Source organism: Clostridium sp. CM028 (assembly GCF_030585565.1).
GTDB classification, from domain to species: domain Bacteria; phylum Bacillota; class Clostridia; order Clostridiales; family Clostridiaceae; genus Clostridium_AD; species Clostridium_AD estertheticum_B.
Map to the genome: position 1 here is coordinate 764,360 of NZ_CP077766.1, position 17,915 is coordinate 782,274.

At 31.7% G+C, this 17,915-nt stretch carries 14 protein-coding genes, 1 rRNA gene and 1 other annotated feature; of the genes, 5 read left to right on the forward strand and 10 right to left on the reverse strand.

The genetic code is table 11. From position 1 onward, the window contains the following. Nucleotides 1–169 precede the first annotated feature (169 nt). From KTC94_RS03730 to KTC94_RS03760, 7 genes are all read right to left on the reverse strand, one after another. Nucleotides 170–496 carry a hypothetical protein gene (locus KTC94_RS03730; protein WP_165413495.1) on the reverse strand — a complete coding sequence of 109 codons (327 nt, stop codon included), beginning with the start codon at nt 494–496 and terminating at the stop codon, nt 170–172. Nucleotides 497–889: 393 nt separating this feature from the next. Next, nucleotides 890–1,096, reverse strand: a complete 207-nt coding sequence (locus KTC94_RS03735) for a transposase (RefSeq protein WP_165413494.1) — start codon at nt 1,094–1,096, stop codon at nt 890–892. A 135-nt stretch (nt 1,097–1,231) separates the two neighbouring features. Next, complete coding sequence (locus tag KTC94_RS03740; RefSeq protein WP_165413493.1) at nt 1,232–2,677, reverse strand: DEAD/DEAH box helicase; 1,446 nt, start codon at nt 2,675–2,677, stop codon at nt 1,232–1,234. 218 nt (nt 2,678–2,895) lie between these two features. After that, complete coding sequence (locus KTC94_RS03745) at nt 2,896–3,246, reverse strand: hypothetical protein (RefSeq protein WP_220287658.1); 351 nt, start codon at nt 3,244–3,246, stop codon at nt 2,896–2,898. 373 nt (nt 3,247–3,619) lie between these two features. Beyond that, nucleotides 3,620–4,753 carry a glycerate kinase gene (locus KTC94_RS03750; protein ID WP_220287656.1) on the reverse strand — a complete coding sequence of 378 codons (1,134 nt, stop codon included), beginning with the start codon at nt 4,751–4,753 and terminating at the stop codon, nt 3,620–3,622. 88 nt (nt 4,754–4,841) lie between these two features. Then, complete coding sequence (locus KTC94_RS03755; RefSeq protein WP_216304296.1) at nt 4,842–6,092, reverse strand: GntP family permease; 1,251 nt, start codon at nt 6,090–6,092, stop codon at nt 4,842–4,844. A gap of 109 nt (nt 6,093–6,201) precedes the next feature. Beyond that, the gene (locus KTC94_RS03760) at nt 6,202–7,263 is read right to left on the reverse strand and encodes a sugar diacid recognition domain-containing protein (protein ID WP_216304295.1); all 1,062 of its coding nucleotides are present in this window, start codon (nt 7,261–7,263) and stop codon (nt 6,202–6,204) included. Nucleotides 7,264–7,452: 189 nt separating this feature from the next. Here KTC94_RS03760 and KTC94_RS03765 point away from each other — a divergent pair, with 189 nt between their 5' ends. The 5 genes from KTC94_RS03765 (at nt 7,453) to KTC94_RS03785 (ending at nt 13,299) form a co-directional block, all read left to right on the forward strand. Then, complete coding sequence (locus tag KTC94_RS03765; protein ID WP_216304294.1) at nt 7,453–7,914, forward strand: DUF4342 domain-containing protein; 462 nt, start codon at nt 7,453–7,455, stop codon at nt 7,912–7,914. A gap of 151 nt (nt 7,915–8,065) precedes the next feature. Then, on the forward strand, nt 8,066–8,749 hold the full coding sequence (locus KTC94_RS03770) for a response regulator transcription factor (protein ID WP_216304293.1): 684 nt from the start codon (nt 8,066–8,068) through the stop codon (nt 8,747–8,749). 229 nt (nt 8,750–8,978) lie between these two features. Then, nucleotides 8,979–10,223, forward strand: coding sequence for a HAMP domain-containing sensor histidine kinase (locus tag KTC94_RS03775; RefSeq protein WP_258876403.1), 1,245 nt, complete (start codon nt 8,979–8,981; stop codon nt 10,221–10,223). Nucleotides 10,224–11,131: 908 nt separating this feature from the next. Further along, nucleotides 11,132–12,094 carry a UV DNA damage repair endonuclease UvsE gene (gene uvsE, locus KTC94_RS03780; RefSeq protein WP_216304291.1) on the forward strand — a complete coding sequence of 321 codons (963 nt, stop codon included), beginning with the start codon at nt 11,132–11,134 and terminating at the stop codon, nt 12,092–12,094. Nucleotides 12,095–12,255: 161 nt separating this feature from the next. Continuing rightward, nucleotides 12,256–12,506: a binding site (T-box leader), on the forward strand. A 280-nt stretch (nt 12,507–12,786) separates the two neighbouring features. Then, entirely contained in the window at nt 12,787–13,299 is a 513-nt protein-coding gene (locus KTC94_RS03785; RefSeq protein WP_216304290.1) for a tryptophan transporter, read from the forward strand. 113 nt (nt 13,300–13,412) lie between these two features. Here the strand turns inward: KTC94_RS03785 and KTC94_RS03790 are convergent, their stop codons facing one another. The 3 genes from KTC94_RS03790 to KTC94_RS03800 all read right to left on the reverse strand — a co-directional run bounded on the left by KTC94_RS03790 (nt 13,413) and on the right by KTC94_RS03800 (nt 17,554). Beyond that, nucleotides 13,413–13,553: a hypothetical protein gene (locus KTC94_RS03790; protein ID WP_216304289.1), complete on the reverse strand. Its 141-nt coding sequence runs from the start codon at nt 13,551–13,553 to the stop codon at nt 13,413–13,415. Between the two features lie 592 nt (nt 13,554–14,145). Further along, nucleotides 14,146–15,606 carry an IS1182 family transposase gene (locus KTC94_RS03795; protein ID WP_220287894.1) on the reverse strand — a complete coding sequence of 487 codons (1,461 nt, stop codon included), beginning with the start codon at nt 15,604–15,606 and terminating at the stop codon, nt 14,146–14,148. Between the two features lie 416 nt (nt 15,607–16,022). Continuing rightward, nucleotides 16,023–17,554 (reverse strand): 16S ribosomal RNA (locus KTC94_RS03800). Between the last annotated feature and the right edge of the window lie 361 nt (nt 17,555–17,915).

Consider the following 17,915-nt stretch of genomic DNA (forward strand, 5'->3'; position numbering starts at 1 on the left):
TATACGAATAAAGGGTATATATTTATATATAAATATATACCCTTCTTGCATATATTCCTATAAGCTTATTCACTTATAATATTATATACCTTTTATTCCCAAATGGAGCTGCACAGATGATTATTAACTTAACTTCAATTAGTTCATTATTATTTATAAAATAGCAATGCTATCTATTCCCATTCATTTTACCCTTTAATGCCTTAACTCTCCCATTTACATAATTTATAAGCTCACGCATATTGTCTTTTATTTCAGTTGGGGCACTAGTAACCATGGTAATTATATCTAATTTATTACCTTTTATTTCTTTGGCAACTTCATAAGCTAAGCACTTATTTTTCATTTTCCAATATGTAATGTTAAATTGATCTGCTTGGCGCTTATTATAATATCCTTTTTCAATACCAAATTGAAATAAATCTGCTGCTGATTCTAATTCCTCTAAATCTTGAACATCTAAAGTCTCATTTACTAAATCTTGAAATGTTTTCATTATAGCTCTCCTTTTTAACAAGTAATATTATTGATAATTTATATAATACTTAATATTACCTAGTTGTTTGTTTTTTTTAAGTTACCTTGACGAAATCTTTCCCACAACTTTTATATTTTAACACATATTAAAGAGTATTTAAATTGTATTTAAAAACAATTTTATAACTCTATGTTTAATCTATAACATTAAGATATATATTATCGCGTGAAGCTCACATGACTGAAGTCACATGCTTCTAAGATTGCTCTTAGATTTTCCCACATCATCGTCCTCGTTACCTACTAACTCCATGGGTGTTAAATTTCGGATACTTCCTACCCGCTTTGTTTATATTATATTAGCAAACTTCTTCTATATCTCACTTACTGTTGCAGCGAAATATGAAGGTCTTCATAAATGGCCTCCACATAATTTCTTCTTTAGTATTATTCCATATTCTTTAATTAATAATCTAGCCGATACTCCTTTTAATGCTTTCATTATATCAGGAATATATTGTTGAGTAATGAATTCTATTAATAAATGAATATGGTCTAAGTCACCACTCATTAAAACTACAGTAAATCCATTATCTTCAGCCATTTTATACGCTATCAAACAGAAAACTTCAGTGGGAGTATAAATATCCTTCTGAAGTCGTTAATACTTCAGCTCCGCAGGAGATGATTTAATATAAAAATGAGGTGGATAATTAGATTATCTACCTCATTTTGCATTCTATAGTATTAAGTACTATTTGTTTGCTTTTTCTACCCTAATTGTTTTTCCCTTTATTGTCCCGTTTTTAAGGGCTTCTAATACTAACTTGCCTTTTCCAGCCATGATATCTACATGAGAGAAACTATCTTGAATATCTATAATACCTATATCCTCAACACTAACACCCTCAATATTGCAAATAGTTCCTACAATATCTACATTTCTTATTTTTTTCCTTTTACCTGCACTGATATATATTTTCATTATATCGCTACTAAAATTAGATGCTTTAGTCTTTTTAATAATAGGCTTGGCATCATTTTTTTCATAAAATGCTTCCCTATATGGCTCAGACTCTTCCTTTGATGGAATTGGTTTTTTAGGTATCTCCATACCAATATAGTTTTCTATGTTTTGTAAAAATCTTTTTTCATGACGCGTTGTAAAAGTTATAGCTTTTCCCTTTTTGCCTGCACGTCCTGTTCTTCCTATTCTATGCACGTAATTTTCTTTTTCTAAGGGTAAATCATAATTTATAATATGAGTTATATCTTCTACATCAATACCTCTAGCAGCAACATCCGTAGCCACTAGAAATCTAAATTCACCTTTTTTAAATCTTTCCATAGCATCTAATCTATCATTTTGAAGTAACCCTCCATGTATCTTAATACATGAATAATGGCGATTTTTCATTTGATTTGTTATTGCATCAACATTTTCTTTTGTTCTACAAAATACTATACATGAATCTGGATTTTCAACATAAAGCGTTCTCTTAAGCAAACTGAGCTTCTTATCTTCCTCTACTTCATAGCAAACTTGATCAATTTTTTCAACGGTTAATTTTTCAGGGTTTATTTCTATTTTAACAGGATTCACCATGTATTTCATGCAAATTGCTTCAATAGATTCTGGTATTGTAGCTGAAAATAACATAGTAACTCTATTTTTAGGAACAGCTTTGATAACCTCTTCTACTTGTTCTATAAATCCCATGCTAAGCATTTCATCTGCTTCGTCTAATATTAAATATTTTATCTTGTCTAAATTAATAGTTCCTCTTTCAATATGATCTAAGGTTCTTCCTGGCGTACCTACTACTACGTGCACTCTTTGCTTTAACTGTTTCTTTTGCATTTCTATAGGTTGTTTACCAAAAACAGCTACGGCTCTAATTTTCTTATATCTACCTATTTGTGTTATATCCTGGCTCAATTGAAGAGCTAGTTCTCTAGTAGGTGTTAATACTAATGCTTGAGGCTCTGTTTCCTCTATATCTGCACTTTCACAAAGTGGAATAGCAAAAGCAGCTGTTTTCCCACTACCTGTTTGTGATTTTACTATGATATCATTACCTTTTAGGGCTATAGGTATTACCGCAGCCTGAACCTCTGAAGGATTTTTATATCCTAAATTATTAATTGCTTTTAATATTTCTTCACTAATATTAAATTCCTCAAATTTTATGTTACTCATTTTAACTTCCTTTCTTTTGTTCCATATATAATTTTTAAGTATAACTTAAATATATTTTCAACTCATAAGTTTATATTATACCATGTTTAAGCTTATAATTTCTATTATAAGTTTTAATATTCGACAAATTTATTTATTTGCATGCGACTAGTTTTAATAAAAAAAGAGATAATGAAGATTAAATCTTCATTATCTCTTTTTATAGTTACATAGTTATTTTACTCACATGGAAATAAATAATTAGCTGCAATACGTACGTCTACTTCTTCTGGCTCTTCAATATCATCTGGAAGTACAAACACAAGTTTACGTCTAATCGTACCACATTGATTGCATTCATCCTCTTTACATAGTATTGTAGTAAACCCTCTAAAAGTGATTATTCTACCAGCATTATCATATATAATACATGCAACAGCTACTGTTTTGCCAAAGCATACGTTATTTACTTGTATTCTTACAGTTAATAATTTTGCACCATGTTTTTCTATACTTACTGGTTCTGCATTAATAGAATGACATAATTCACATTCACAGTTATTATTATTATTATTTTCATCTCTACTCATTTTATAAAACTCCTTTTTGTATAAATTTAGAATAAGACGATACACACAGATACCGATTTATAAGTTATTCATACTTTTATAGATACATATATCACTAAAATATATTGTGGTCATAATTTTTATGCGTTGATATATGTACTAATAAATCGGATTCATAGTTGAATTTGTCTTTATTATAAATTTACAATTTGTTTTATTAATGAGCTAAATATACTATATAATTCATATTTTTTATTATACTATACTATATTCACTGGTGCAGATATTGGTTAATAAAAATTACAATTTTTAAGAAAATTTTTCTTAAAAAACAACAAAATAGTAATTAATAAACCCTTAAGGAGTTATTAATTACTATTTTGTTAAGATTAGCTTACTTATTAAGTAAAATAATTCTAACTACATTTTCACTAGCTCTTTCAATATTTTCCGGACCTTTTTCAAGTGCCTTATCAATTGTTTCAGCTTCTGATAATATGCCTATTATTGAATTTATTCCATGTGCATATAAAGCCTCTGCTCCATCACCTATTCGTCCTGCAAATGCAATAACAGGTATATTATATTCTTTAGCTATTAAAGCCACTCCAAGAGGTGCTTTTCCATAAAGTGTTTGTCCATCTATGCTTCCTTCTCCAGTAAATACATAATCTGCATCTTGCATTTTTTCTTTGAGATTAGTATGCTTCGTAACTAAATCTATTCCCCTTTTAAGTTCTGCGCAGAAGAAAGCAAGAAGCCCTGCACCTAGTCCCCCCGCTGCTCCTGCTCCAGGAATACTTTCAATATCTAAGCCTAACTGTTCTTTTATAATTTTTGCATAATGACTTAAATTATCATCTAAAATTTTAACTATTTCACCTGTTGCACCCTTTTGTGGTCCAAAAATATAAGAAGCACCATTTTTGCCTGTTAAAGGATTAGTAACATCACAGGCTACTTCAATCTTAGTATCTTTTATCCTCTTATCTAGTCCATTTAAATCTATCTTATGAAGAAGATTTAAATATCCACCGCCTAAATTAATCTCTTCATTATCCTTTGTTAAGAGCTTTCCACCAAGTGCTTGTATCATTCCCGCACCGCCGTCATTTGTGGCACTACCGCCTATTCCTATAATCAGATGGTTAACACCTGCATCAAGAGCCGCTTTAATCAATTCTCCCGTACCATAAGTTGTAGTCAAAAGAGGGTTTCTTTTTTCCCTAGGCACAAGATGCAACCCACTGGCGCTAGCCATCTCAATTACTGCTGTTTTTTTATCTCCAAGCACTCCAAATGTAGCTAGAACTTCATCACCAAGGGGTCCTTTAACCAGCGTTTTGTATAGTTCACCTTCTGTTGCATCTACAAGAGACTGCACCGTTCCTTCTCCACCGTCAGCCATTGGAACCTTCACACATTCCGCATGTGGAATGATTTTTTTGATTCCTCTCTCCATGGCCTCCGCTACTTCTTTTGCTGTCATACTTTCCTTAAATGAATCTGGTGCTAACACAAATTTCATATATATCTATCCTTTCCAAAGTGAATTACTAATTTAAACCTGTGAGATATTCTTTATTATTAATTGTTATAATCAATTACTTAGAGCTCTATTTCATTATTCCAAATATTATAGTTGACACTAAAGTCATAGTTAAACCTACTAATGATTCATATGGTATAAGTTTTAATCTTCCCTTCATATCCATAAATATACTTCCACCTGTTGCATGAAAAAAACTCCCGTGTGGAAGATGATCTAAAACTGTTGCTCCACTATGAATCATTGCCGCTGCTGAAAGAGGTGAGATTCCTAGTTCTAATATAGTTCCACCAAATACTGTACTTGCTACTGCAGTACCAGATGTAGTTGATGCTGTAGCCGCAGACATTAATATTCCTGCTATAGGCGCTAATGCATATGCAGGAAGGCCTGAAGCACTAAGTCCTTGCACAATTACATCTTTTAACCCAGAATTAGCTATAATTCCTGCAAGCGTTCCTGTACCAATAAGTAAAATAGCTACTCCACTCATTTTTGTTAACCCAACAATTGAGTATTTATTTAAGTTTTTTATTTTTCCCATAGCAAGAGCTCCAACGGTCCCTCCGATTGGTAATGCTATTAGTGGATCTATACTAATTTTGAATAAAGGTCTAAGAGAAAGTAATACAATAGCAACTATTGGTCCAACAATTGCTGATAAAAAGCTTGGTTTTTGCTCAACTTCACAATCAACTTCGCCTTTTTCAACAAAATTTCCTTTTTTAATTAGCTTTTTCGCTATTATACATGTAACAATAAGGCCAAATACTGCTGGCACTATACCTGCTGCCATAACTGATGTTAATGGCACTTTAAATGCATCCGCTGCTGCTATAGCATTAGGATTAGGAGACATAATATTTCCTGCTTTTCCCCCACCTATCATAGCAATAAGAATCGATGATTTAGATAAATTAGCACGAATGGCAATAGACATCGCTATTGGTGCTACTGTAATAACTGCTACGTCTACAAAAACTCCTACAGATGTCAGTACTAAAGTTGCGAGTGCTAGTGCTACTAGAGAATTATTTTCTCCTATTTTATCTACAATAGTTTCTGCAATCTTTGCAGCAGCACCAGATTCTATAAGGACTCCTGCTAAAACTCCGGCAGTAAGTATTCTAAGGATTGCCGGCATTATACCTTTTGCACCATCAATCATAAATACTACAGTGTTTGTTAGTCCTACTCCACCTACTAAACCACCTATTAATGCACCTAATATAAGGGCATATGCTGGATGAACTTTTTTAATTATTAAAAAAATTGCTAATATAAGTGCAATAATTGCGCCTAATGCGGTTACTTGCATATTAACTCCTCCTCTGTTGTTCTCTTTTTTATATTGTAAACGAATTCAAAAAAATAAACATTAGGCATTTGTTTAATAATCAAACTATAATTTTTGTGCATATGAACAATTATAGTTTGGATAAGATATACGCAGTATATAATTGGAACAAGTCAATAAAGTTTTTTGGGTTTTTCCCAGTAACTTCTTCAACTTTATCTAACCTATAATTCAATGTATTTCTATGAATATGAAGTTCCTCAGAACTTTTATTTACTTGTCCATTCATATTTATATAAGTACTTAATGTCGATAGTAAGTTTAATTGATTCTCAGCTTCTAAATTCTCGATTATTTTTTTCATATCATTATTTCCTTTAAAACTTGATAACAATGAAATAAAGGCTATATCTTTGTATAAATAAATTTTTCTTTTGCTTTCAATTTTTTTCCCAATTCCAAGTGCCTTCGTTGCTTGCTTAAATGATGTACCGAAAATATTTTCACTATATCCTATTCCTATTTGAAAGCAACAGTCCTCTTCTTTGCATAAGAACCTTTCTAATCTCTTAGTAACAAAACTATCGTAATACATAAAAGTTACTATAGTAGATGGATTTAATTTCAAATAAAATTCATCATTCCTTAAAAAATTCATTAATTTACTCTTTACTTTCCCCATGTAGTCCTCTCTAAAAGTTAAAACCACAGCTACCCTTGGAATAGATACATCAATTCCCAAAGAATCTCCTCTTTCTTTAAAATCCTGACTATAGTCATTGTTTAGATAAATTAATTCATATAAAAACTCCTCTTTTAGCTGTTCATTAATTTTTCTTTGACATAAAACGTACTCCTGATTTACTAGAAGTTCCGCAGTTATTCTAACCAACTCAACAAAAGGGCGAACCTCCTTTGGTACACCTGTAATCCCTATAACGCCAATGATTTTGTCTTGAAAAATTATTGGCGTATTTACTCCTGGTTTTGTACATAATCCACCTTCTGAAATTGCAATCATCTTTTTATTAGATATAGCTTCCATAGCTCCCTCATGCAACTTATAAAGTCTATTTTTATCTCCACTTCCAATAATCATTCCCTTATCATTCATTATATTTACGTTATATGGTATTACATTCATCATTCTATCCACTATACTTTGTGCTTGTTGCTCTGTCAGCGTAATCATATGTTTATCACTCCATTCTTAAAATATATACTGATATTAATATTTTACACCAATTTTCAATGTTATTCTAAAAATCAAGACCTAAAATTTAAATTTCTAATGTAATTTTAACGTTCTACTAATAAATCTTTAATCCTCCAATCTTATAATGAAAACATAGAAAACAAATAAAAACGAGGAGGAATTAAAATGTCAATAAATTTAGAACAAATTGATGAATTAAGAAAAAGAGCTAATGTAAGTTATGAGGATGCTAAAAACGCCTTAGAGCAAAGTGCCGGAGACCTTATTGAAGCTTTAGTATATCTTGAAAAGCAAAACAAAATTAAAGCGGAGGAGAATCCTTGCAGTGAAAGCATTTTTTTTAAAGAGGTAAAAAATCTTATTAAAAAAGCCAATGAAACAAAGCTAATAGTTAAAAAAGATGATGCTGTAGTATTAAATATCTGTGTAACACTAGCCATTATAATAACTATAGTAGCTTTCCCCCTAGTAATTGGAGCATTAATATTAGCCTTAGCAACTAATCATAAAATAAGAATTCAAAAGAAAAACAATGAAGATTCAGAAGCAAACAAGATTTTTGATAAGATGTCTGTTGCTGTTAATAAGGTGACTACAAAAATTACCGAAGAAATGAAAACTGAATAAGGCACACGAAAATAAAATACTAAAAACCTACACCTTATCAATGTAGGTTTTTTAAAAAATTTAAAATATGTAGTTAATTGTCTGTAATTATATATGAAATAATATATAATAAAGCTATTAATATAATATATTTTGGAGGTACAGTCTATATATGAGTGGGCAAAAGATTTTAATAATTGAGGATGAAATAAAAATAGCACGGTTTCTTGAGTTAGAATTAAAGTATGAGGGTTATATTGTTGAGCAATGTCATGACGGACGTGAGGGTTTAGATAAGGCCATTAATGATTTTTTTGATCTCGTAATCCTTGATGTTATGTTGCCTTCCTTAAATGGCCTTGAGGTATTAAGAAGACTTAGGCAAGTGTCCTCAGTTCCTATTATAATGCTTACTGCGAAAGATGAAATAATGGATAAAGTTATGGGCCTTGACATAGGTGCCGATGACTATATGACTAAGCCTTTCGCTATTGAAGAATTACTTGCAAGAATAAGAACAGCATTAAAAAAGACACTTGTATTCAATGAAAGCAGAAATATATTGTCTATTGGAGAATTGACCATAGACTTAGATCAACATGTGGTTACATTTAAGGATAACTCTATAGAACTAACTAAGACAGAATTTGATTTACTTAAGTACCTAATGGATAATAAAAATATTGTTCTTACAAGAAATAAAATCATAGATATTGTATGGGGATATGAATATATGGGTGATACTAATGTAGTAGATGTATATATTAGATATTTAAGAAGTAAAATAGATGATAAGTTTAACTTGAAGTTTATTCATACGGTGCGAGGGGTGGGATATGTTTTAAAAGATGAATAATTTAAAATCTATCCTTAAGCTCTTATTACAATCATTACGGTTAATTTTTAAGTTAATTAGAATAATCCTTTTGTTTATGCCAACATTATTGAAAAAATTATCTCGCATAATACATAAACTGCTAAGATTTTCAATTAGTTTTAAGATGACTGCAGTCTATACTCTCATTTTTTCTATTACACTGTTACTTTTAAGTGTTGGTTTAATTATAGGCTTTAGATTCTATCTATTGAATGAAGCTAAGGGTGAACTTACTAAATATAGTGCAGTAGCTATTAAATATGCTAAATTAAACAAAGACCCTCAGGACATTAATGTTGATATTTTTTCTAATATAAAATATGTAACCTTCAGTATTTTTGATGAAAAAGAAAGTCTTCTTTTAACTACTGAAAAGGATAAAAAAAATGTATATTTTAATAAAGATAGCTCACCTAACCCAGCTACAAATGAAACAAATCAACAACTTGTTTTTGTTACTACTAAGTTAGACCAGAACAATAAAATATTTTTCCTTCAACTTTCTAAAAATCTAGAAAATGAAAACAAATATTGGGATGTTTTTGCATTTATTATTTTCATAATAAATATATTCTCTTTAATTATTACATTAGGTATTGGCTCTAAAGCAAGTAAAAAAATGCTTCTGCCTATAAAAAGTATGACAGAAACCACAAAATCTATTTCAATTAATGCCTTGGAAAAGAGGCTAAACGTTAGCAATTCTCACGATGAGTTAAAACAGCTAGCCGAAAACTTTAATGAAATGTTGGATCGCATTCAAATTTCCTATGAAATGCAAAATCAATTTGTATCAGACGCCTCCCATGAACTCAGAACTCCCATAGCCGTTATAAAAGGCTATGCAAATATGTTGTCCCGTTGGGGAAAAGATGACAAAGCGGTACTCGACGAATCTATAATCGCTATTAAAAGCGAGTCTGAAAATATGCAGCAATTAGTAGAAAAACTTCTCTTCCTTGCAAGAAGTGACAAAAATACTCAAAGACTTTCCAAACAAGAATTTTATTTCGATCAATTAGTATTTGAAATCGTAAAAGAAACAAAACTAATTGATGGCCATCATGAAATTACAACTGATATTAATGAAACTGTAATTATTTATGCAGATAAAAAATTATTAAAACAAGCATTACGAATTTTCATTGATAATAGCATAAAGTATACTCAAAGTGGTGGAAGTATTAAGTTAAATAGCTATATTAGAAAAAATAATTTAGTAATTGAAATTATAGATACGGGAATAGGTATTTTTAAAGAAGATCTCCCCTATATTTTTAATAGATTTTATAGATGTGATAAATCAAGAGCAAAAGAAAGTGGCGGAACAGGCCTTGGCTTATCTATTGCGAAATGGATTATTGGTGAACATAACGGCTCCATTATAGTAGAAAGCAAACCTAAAATGGGGACAACTATAAGGGTTGGACTTCCAATAAAGAATAAATTATAACATAAAAAAGAGATGATAATTACTACAATTAATTGTATAATTCAAAAAGCAGTAGTTCACTTTCATGTACTGCTGCTTTTTTTGTATATTAGTTGTAATAAACTCCTCAAGATTGGCTTTTAAAGTTTATCTGATTAATTAATTTTTTTTAATGAGTTAACTCTTCAATTCATCACTAAATCTTCAGATCTTACTTATAAATGTTTGGGTTCTTGTTTGCATGTTAATTATATCACAATTTTATGATAGTTGTAAATAGTTTTTATGATTTTTTTACCATTCTATTATGCTTTAGTATCAATTAGTCTCCTACAATACTTTAAAATTCTCTGAAAACGATTATATATGGGTTTTATTCTAAATAACATCAAATTTTTTTCATCATTATTAATTTATGCCAAAATGAAAGTATGTTATCTTTTAAACAAAGTGTTATCTTTTTTCATTTAGCTTAGTGTTTTATATGCTTTTTATAAAAAACCATAATTTTAAAATTTCATAAAATAAATTCTCTTACATTTGTGTTTTTATCTTTTTTATAATGAAATTCTCTAAAATATACAAATATTTATTAAATCATAGTTTATATTGTTTTACATACACTATGATTATGTGATATGATTAAATTTGAGTTTATTATTAAATCTATTCAGATATTATATTTATTTAATAAGATGTTTTTAAGGAACGTTTAAATATTGTTTATAACTTTTGAAATATGGGATTTATCTCATTAGCAAATTTTTAAACCTTTACTTAATACGTTTTTACAATAGTAAATTATCTTCGCTATTGTACTTTTATTGCTATAAAATTATGCTTATTAAAATATATTAAAAAATATCGGTTAGTAGAGATGTTTTAATTTATATTCAAATTTATAACTATATTATATGAGGAGTGATATTATGCAAATAAGATTAGGCTACGTGGCTACTGCCTTAAAGTCAGCAAAGATAACTTCTGCTAGCACAGTAACTTTTTCTACATATACCAAACAATCGACGGCTAGAGATAAGCTTGAAAAGCTACAAAAGGTAGCTGTATCAAACGTTAATGATTTGCATAAAATTCTAGAATACGTTGTAAAAAACAATGTCCATTTTTATAGAATAACTTCTGCTTTAATCCCTTTAGCAACTCATCCTGAAGTTACAGATTGGGAATTTAGAAGAATTTTAAAAATGGATTTTGAATGGCTTGGAAATTTTATTAACAACAACAATTTAAGAGTAGATACTCATCCTGATGAATCTAATGTCATAAATAGTTCTAAGGAAGAAGTAATAAAAGCTACTGCAAAAAATCTACAATTCCACGCCAATCTTTTTAAGGATATTAACTATCCCTTAGGAAAAATGGTATTACACATTGGTGGTAAAGAAGGCGGAAAGCTCGCTGCTACAGAAAGATTCTTTAAGAATTTCAATAACTTACCAAAGGAAATAACTGAGTTATTAGTATTTGAAAATGATGATAAAAGCTTTACTACTAAAGAAGTATTAAACATATGCAAAGAAATAAATGTGCCTATGGTACTAGATGTACATCATCATAACTGCAACAACGGTGGTGATGAACTAGAACCTATGTTGAAAGATATATTTTCTACTTGGGAAGGTGAGCCTTTAGCACCAAAAGTACATTTTTCAAGCCCAAAAACTAGTGAAAAAGATAAAAAGCATGCTGATAACATTGATGCAGCATCATTCATCGAGTTTATTGAAAAATGTATTCCTTTAGGAATAGACTTAGATATACTATTAGAGGCAAAACAAGCAGATTTGGCTTTCAATCAACTTTTAGAGGATGTAAGAGTTTTTAAACCTGAGTGGACTTGGCTTGATAATAGTACTTTAGAATTTCAATAAAACAGATTTATAAAAGAGAAGATTTCAACAATAGAAATATTGTTGAAGTCTTCTCTTTATGTAAAATCATTTACATATCTTAGTCGTTTCTTATCAAATGTAAATAATTCTTAATGAAAAAATTGTTTACATTTAATAATTTTAATGCTATTATTATAATAATAAATTCGTTGAACAGGAATAGTAGTTAAAGTCATGCAAATTCAGAGAGCTGAGGATAGTGTAATCTCAGTATTGATAACTTTAGTGAATGGACCTGCTAGAAGTAACCCGAAATCAAATTTTGAGAGTAGTAGTTACCGGACGCCCACTGTTAAAAGGGCTAGAGCATTTCAGTGCTCGAATTATAATATATGTTTAGTTTTTTTGTAGCATAATTTAGGTGGTACAGCGAATATCCTTCGCCCTAATACAGGGCGAAGGTTTTTTTTATTTTAAATAATAAAGTAAAGGTGGTGGTTAATTTGATGTTCTGAAAGATATTTGCTTTTAAAATAATAATAAACCATTTAACGACATTTCAGAAGGAAAGTATCCCACTCCTATGAGTGGGCGTTCTATACTATAACAAAAATAAAACTGTATAGGGAGTATAAATCTCGTTCTGAAGTCTTCAATTCATCTTCTTCGAAGCTGTGCAACACCGTAGGTGATGATTTAACTCTAAATTATTTTGAAAAGGAGCTTTTTTTATGAAAACAAATAAACTAATAATAACGTCTCTATTACTTGCAATCGGTCTTATATTGCATCAAATTGTTCCAGGTATCTTTTTAGGAATGAAACCAGATTTTTTATTAGTATTTATGATTTTGTCCCTAACATTAACTAAAGATCTTAAGATAACCATTATTACAGGAATAGTAGCAGGTATTTTAGGTGCCTTATCTACGACTTTTCCAGGCGGCCAACTTCCTAACATTATAGATAAGGTTATAACTTCAATACTTATATACGGGTTATATAAGTATCTCAATCCTAATTCTCCTCTTAAATTAGGGTGCATTTATTTTCTTGGAACTATAATAAGTGGAAGTATTTTTCTTGGTTCAGCTCTTATTCTATTTGCTTTACCTGCACCTTTTTTAATCCTCTTCGTATCCATAGTGCTTCCTACTTCAGTGATTAATTCTTTTATCGGGTTTTCCCTACATAAACTTATTATAAGTAACCCAGCAATTAAGAATTTATTTATAAACTATTAAAAATTAAAGAATCAAGCTCTAAGATCTTGATTCTTTAATCTAAAATATATATTGTTTTATTTTACCTTAAAAACTTATTTTCCATTTTATTGAAACTTTAAAGATATTATGACTTATTTTTGTTTTGGATAGTATCCTTTAAAAGCATCTTCATAATCCTCTGGTTTATGGAATTCTTGAACTTCACTCGTAAAAGTTTTTTTATCCTCACTTTGCTTTTCTTTTCTCACTTCTCTATTCTTATCGTTACCCAAAATAACATCTCCTTTTGCTTATTTTGATATCTAAACATTTATTGTATTTTCTAACTATTCTACATATAGTATTTACAAAAATACATTAATTATATGTTTTTAAGTAAAATTTTTTAAATTAGTATTAGTGCAAATGATAAATGGAACGATACTATTTACCCTAGGGACGCACTTACAATTTCAAGCATCCCATCAAGTGGACAAGTTAGCACCACAAGGCACTCTACAAAGCATTACGAAGAGCACACCTGGAGCTGTAGCCGTAAATAGGGTTCAAAGTTCACAGCAGCATCTGAAGCTTCAAAAGGAACATACCCAACTAAAGGAGCCTTGTATTTTTATGATAGTACTGCAACAAATGAGTGGTTAACCTCAAAGACAGTAGCTACTTCCGTAGGCAATTTAACCCTTGATTACTAATGAATCTATTTTGAGTATTTATTAAACATAAAAAAAACTTCCACTATCTTGGAGGCCGCTGAAAAAAGCACTCTTTATTTAGTAGAGTTTTCAAGCTTGAATAGAAAAAGCATGAGATATCCATATTTGGGATATCTCATGCTTTTTATTTTATAATTAAGTTTTAAAAGCCCTATTTCATGCTTTTCAACTTAATTATTCTCTTTAGATTCACAGTGAAGATTGATAATGCACCTTGCATTTGCATGCTAATTAAGCCTGACGATATTGCTACATCATAGCTATGTTGGTGCTTAAGTTCACTGTTTTTAGCCTCTATCATATAACGTTCCCTAGCTCGTTTTTTAAAATATTCACTTTTTTCGAACTCTATTTGATCTTTGTGAGTATTTGACTTTATTGAAACTGAATAAGTTTTAGATTTAGCGCCTTCTTTATAACACCCATCTTTATGAACACAATTTTTACACTTTTCTACATTAAAATAGTAGGTTAGCACTTGATTTTTACCAACATTCTTCTTTCCCTGTTTTGCTTTTTTAATAGCCATATGACCTGCCGGACATACAAATAAACCAGCATCTTTATTAAACTCAAATTCATCTTCTTTTTTTCGCATTCCTTGTGAAATTACAGGATTTAGTCTTGAAATTAATGCAATTTTATTTTCTTTTGTATATTCTAGGTTTTTCTTTTCAGAATAAGCTGTATCTCCAATTACTTCATTTACATCTATACCAGCCTCACGGCTTTTTTCTATTAAGGTTATGAGCTCCTTTCCATCACTTTTTTCGCCAGTTGTAATAACAGCTGCTGTAATTAAACGTTCTTCACTCATAGCAAGGTGTGATTTATATCCAAAAAAAGAACTATCCTCAGTTTTATGCCCCACTTTTGCATCCTCATCTTTTGATATTTTTAGATTTTCTAAGTCATCATTAATAGCTTCCATTAAGTAGTTTAATTTAGTTTTCACAGCTGGATTTGCTGCAGTTTCTGGCTTCTCGTTTATGGTATCAATTAATAATTTGCAGTACTCAAGAATATCTTCAAGTACTCCAGTTGTAACTTTATTAGGTAACTCTTCTTTAATACCAGGATGTACTCCGTACAATGTTTTTCTTAAGTTTTTTGCACGTTTCAATAATTCCTCGCTTGCTGACTTTTGGTTATAACGTGACTTGGTATGCGTAGCATCAACTATTATTGCTTTACTTTTTAAAACCCCCTCTTTTATAGCAAGTTCTACAGTCTTGTTTATTAATAAATCCAATAAATTCATGTCTTTAAGGCGAAGCTTTCTAAATTTAGTTAGTGTACTTGAGTTTATTAAATTTGTTTCTTCTGGGGCTAAATTTAGAAAATATTTAAAGGACATGTCATAAAGAGTTCTTTCAACAACATCTTCATCAGACAATTCATATATTACTTTCAAAAGTAAATATTTAAATAGCATTATGGGGTTAATAGCACCTCTACCCATAGATGAACTATAGTTAATCATCAATTCGTCATAAACAAATGAAAAGTCAACAAGGTCATTAATTTGCTTTAAAATGTTATCTTTCGGAATAATTAACGAATATAAGCTATGGTATGTATTTATTTTTATTTCCAATTGTCCTTTTAGCATAATAGTTTAGCCCCTTTTATTTTATTCTACTATACTAATTCGACATATCTTTTAAAATTCCTTTTTGTTTTTTAGTCTTTTATATAAAAAAATCGCCATCTTTAATTAGATGACGATTTTTCATATAGTTTTTCAGTGGCCTCCTATCTTGTGAAAGTTTTTTTTATGTTTTTTTCATATAAGTGTTAAAGTTATACTTCGCGTACTCATTACATATTATTAACCTAATCAAAAAAATGTAATGAGCAACTATAAACACCAAATAGCGCTTTTATAATTGTTCATTACATTTTTAGACTATTAGTCTCTCAAAATTAAACAGAGAATTAGGTACGATTAATTACAATAGATATTTTTGAAGAACAAATTAACATTCTTCTATTGCATCGACCGAAATCAATACATCTACTCCCTAGAAAGGAGGTGATCCAGCCGCAGGTTCTCCTACGGCTACCTTGTTACGACTTCACCCCAATCATCAATCCCACCTTCGGCCGCTGGCTCCATAAACACCTAAGTGTTAGGTTACCTCACGGACTTCGGGTGTTACCAACTCTCATGGTGTGACGGGCGGTGTGTACAAGGCCCGGGAACGTATTCACCGCGACATGCTGATTCGCGATTACTAGCAACTCCGGCTTCATGTAGGCGAGTTGCAGCCTACAATCCGAACTGGGATGAGTTTTTGAGTTTGGCTCCACCTTGCGGTCTTGCATCTCTTTGTACTCACCATTGTAGCACGTGTGTAGCCCTAGACATAAGGGGCATGATGATTTGACGTCATCCCCACCTTCCTCCCGGTTAACCCGGGCAGTCTCACTAGAGTGCTCAACTTAATGGTAGCAACTAATGATAAGGGTTGCGCTCGTTGCGGGACTTAACCCAACATCTCACGACACGAGCTGACGACAACCATGCACCACCTGTCACCCTGTCCCGAAGGACTTCGCCCATCTCTGGGTTATGCAGGGGATGTCAAGTCTAGGTAAGGTTCTTCGCGTTGCTTCGAATTAAACCACATGCTCCGCTGCTTGTGCGGGCCCCCGTCAATTCCTTTGAGTTTTAATCTTGCGATCGTACTCCCCAGGCGGAATACTTAATGTGTTAACGGCGGCACCGAGGTTCGACCCCCGACACCTAGTATTCATCGTTTACGGCGTGGACTACCAGGGTATCTAATCCTGTTTGCTCCCCACGCTTTCATGCCTCAGCGTCAGTTACAGTCCAGTAAGTCGCCTTCGCCACTGGTGTTCTTCCTAATCTCTACGCATTTCACCGCTACACTAGGAATTCCACTTACCTCTCCTGCACTCTAGACACCCAGTTTCAAATGCAGCACCCAAGTTAAGCTCGGGTATTTCACATCTGACTTAAATGTCCGCCTACGCATCCTTTACGCCCAGTAAATCCGGACAACGCTTGCCACCTACGTATTACCGCGGCTGCTGGCACGTAGTTAGCCGTGGCTTCCTCCTCTGGTACCGTCATTATCGTCCCAGAAGACAGAACTTTACAACCCGAAGGCCTTCATCATTCACGCGGCGTTGCTGCGTCAGGGTTTCCCCCATTGCGCAATATTCCCCACTGCTGCCTCCCGTAGGAGTCTGGACCGTGTCTCAGTTCCAATGTGGCCGATCACCCTCTCAGGTCGGCTACGCATCGTCGCCTTGGTGAGCCGTTACCTCACCAACTAGCTAATGCGCCGCGGGTCCATCTCAAAGTGGAATTTTCCGAAGAAAAATCCTTTGATGTTTCGATCATGCGACCAAAACATATTATGCGGTATTAATCTCCCTTTCGGGAGGCTATTCCCCTCTTTGAGGCAGGTTACCCACGTGTTACTCACCCGTCCGCCGCTAATCCACCCCGAAAGGTTTCATCGCTCGACTTGCATGTGTTAGGCACGCCGCCAGCGTTCGTCCTGAGCCAGGATCAAACTCTCAATTTAAAAGTTTACACTTTTTTAGTTGAAATGATTAATCTGCGACAACTGTTAAGTCGTTTAATCAACAATTAAGTTGATTCGCAAGCTCATTACATACTTTTAGTCTTACGACTAAATTTTACTTTATACTAAAGTAATTAACTGGTTTAACGAAATATTATTTCGCTATCTTTACCTATTTCTCTGTTTAATTTTCAAAGACCAATTCACGTTATACATTCGTCAACAAGTGACTACATTTACTATTCTATCAGTTAAAATTGTACATGTCAACACTTTTATTTGTTTTTAGATGTTTAGCAACATTTTATAAGTAAATCCCATACTTTTATAAGTGAAATAATAACAATTGATAATTGTCATC

Excerpts from the sequence above, each read along its gene's own strand:
- KTC94_RS03740 (WP_165413493.1), bottom strand. The coding sequence starts at position 2,677 with ATGAGTAACATAAAATTTGAGGAATTTAATATTAGTGAAGAAATATTA.
- KTC94_RS03760 (WP_216304295.1), bottom strand. The coding sequence starts at position 7,263 with ATGATTACGCTGACAGAGCAACAAGCACAAAGTATAGTGGATAGAATG.
- uvsE (WP_216304291.1), top strand. The coding sequence starts at position 11,132 with ATGCAAATAAGATTAGGCTACGTGGCTACTGCCTTAAAGTCAGCAAAG.
- KTC94_RS03750 (WP_220287656.1), bottom strand. The coding sequence starts at position 4,753 with ATGAAATTTGTGTTAGCACCAGATTCATTTAAGGAAAGTATGACAGCA.
- KTC94_RS03755 (WP_216304296.1), bottom strand. The coding sequence starts at position 6,092 with ATGCAAGTAACCGCATTAGGCGCAATTATTGCACTTATATTAGCAATT.
- KTC94_RS03745 (WP_220287658.1), bottom strand. The coding sequence starts at position 3,246 with ATGAGTAGAGATGAAAATAATAATAATAATAACTGTGAATGTGAATTA.
- KTC94_RS03770 (WP_216304293.1), top strand. The coding sequence starts at position 8,066 with ATGAGTGGGCAAAAGATTTTAATAATTGAGGATGAAATAAAAATAGCA.
- KTC94_RS03795 (WP_220287894.1), bottom strand. The coding sequence starts at position 15,606 with ATGCTAAAAGGACAATTGGAAATAAAAATAAATACATACCATAGCTTA.
- KTC94_RS03730 (WP_165413495.1), bottom strand. The coding sequence starts at position 496 with ATGAAAACATTTCAAGATTTAGTAAATGAGACTTTAGATGTTCAAGAT.
- KTC94_RS03765 (WP_216304294.1), top strand. The coding sequence starts at position 7,453 with ATGTCAATAAATTTAGAACAAATTGATGAATTAAGAAAAAGAGCTAAT.
- KTC94_RS03785 (WP_216304290.1), top strand. The coding sequence starts at position 12,787 with ATGAAAACAAATAAACTAATAATAACGTCTCTATTACTTGCAATCGGT.